Here is a 1,375-nt window from a genome sequence, read left to right as displayed (position 1 = left end):
AGCCTACAATCTCCCTGCCTTTCTGTTACTGAGCCTGCCGAAGTATCCCGCCGCTAAACTGGGTACAGTTATAGCGGGGGACAACAGGAGCGAGGAGTTAAAGTAAAAAAGTAAAAAGAAAAAGGTAATAGAGAAATATTTTCTTTTACCTTTTGCCTTTTACCTTTTGCTCTTTACAAAATCCTGTGATTTCTTTACCCGTTCAATCCTACATTCTAGCTACCTCTGAGATCGGCCCCCTCTTGGGAAGTATTTGGCTCGATATTGCGGTATTGGGATTAATGCTTTTGCTTTCGGCATTCTTCTCAGGTTCTGAAACCGCAATTACAGGACTGGACAATTTCAAACTCCGGGCTCTAATTAAAGAGCAAGGAGACCCGACAAGGATTTTTACCCTGGTACTGGAGAAACGCGCTCGGTTTATCACCACCCTCTTGGTGGGTAACAACCTGGTGAATAATTTTTCTGCTATTCTCACCAGTAACCTATTTGTCTTGTGGTTAGGCAATGCGGGACTGGGTATTGCCACTGCCGTTGTCACATTTTTGGTCTTGATTTTTGGCGAAGTTACGCCCAAATCCCTCGCAATGAACAATGTGATGGGATTTTTCAGGCTGGCAGTTCGCCCCGTTTACTGGCTGTCAATAGCGCTAGGGCCGGTGATTTATGTATTTGAGAACATTGCCCAGAGCGTGATTCGGTTGTTTCAGGGGGGCGCTGTTCCGCAGGGAGAGTCATTAAGAGACCTCCAGCTAATGATCGAAATTTTGGGCGGCAAAGGTCACTTAGACTTGGATAAACGCCAGTTGCTGAGCAAAGCGCTGACGCTGGATAGCCTCAGCGCCCGCGATTTAGTCAAGTCTCGGATTGAGATGCGGACAATTTCTCATGAAGCCACCCTTGAGGATTTAGTGAATTTATGTTTGGAAACAGGATATTCTCGTATCCCAGTGCAAGAAGAATCTAAGGATCGGATTGTGGGAATTGTTCACCTCAAGCGGGCCCTCCAGCACCTGAATCATTCGCAAGCATTGGGTCGCAGCCAAGTACCAGTGACAGAAGCGATCGACCCGCCTCTGTACGTACCCGAAACTAAGCGAATTCCCAACTTGCTCAAAGAAATGCTCAAATTGCGCCTGCATATTGCCATTGTGGTCGATGAATACGGCGGGACAGTAGGGTTAATCACCCTGGAAGATATTCTCGAAGAGCTGGTCGGAGAAATCTATGATGAGAGTGATTTCCCGGTGCGGGCTAATTGAGTCAGAAATTTACTTGTCTGTGAGCCGAGATAAATTTTCAACTAGCACAGCAGGAGTCCCCCGCTCTAGTTGTACCCAGGTGAGCGGCGGGAGGAATGCGAGTGAGTGAAGAG

The 1,375-nt window shown here is 47.3% G+C and carries 1 protein-coding gene; it reads left to right on the top strand.

The window, feature by feature from the left end; genetic code table 11:
- Positions 1-185: 185 nt before the first annotated feature.
- Positions 186-1,262 carry a hemolysin family protein gene (locus LAY57_RS35595; protein WP_249072216.1) on the top strand — a complete coding sequence of 359 codons (1,077 nt, stop codon included), beginning with the start codon at positions 186-188 and terminating at the stop codon, positions 1,260-1,262.
- The last annotated feature ends 113 nt before the right edge of the window (positions 1,263-1,375 follow it).

Source organism: Argonema antarcticum A004/B2 (genome assembly GCF_023333585.1).
GTDB classification, from domain to species: domain Bacteria; phylum Cyanobacteriota; class Cyanobacteriia; order Cyanobacteriales; family Aerosakkonemataceae; genus Argonema; species Argonema antarcticum.
Note: the sequence above shows the minus strand (reverse complement) of the source record. Positions and strands in the feature narration are given on the sequence as shown.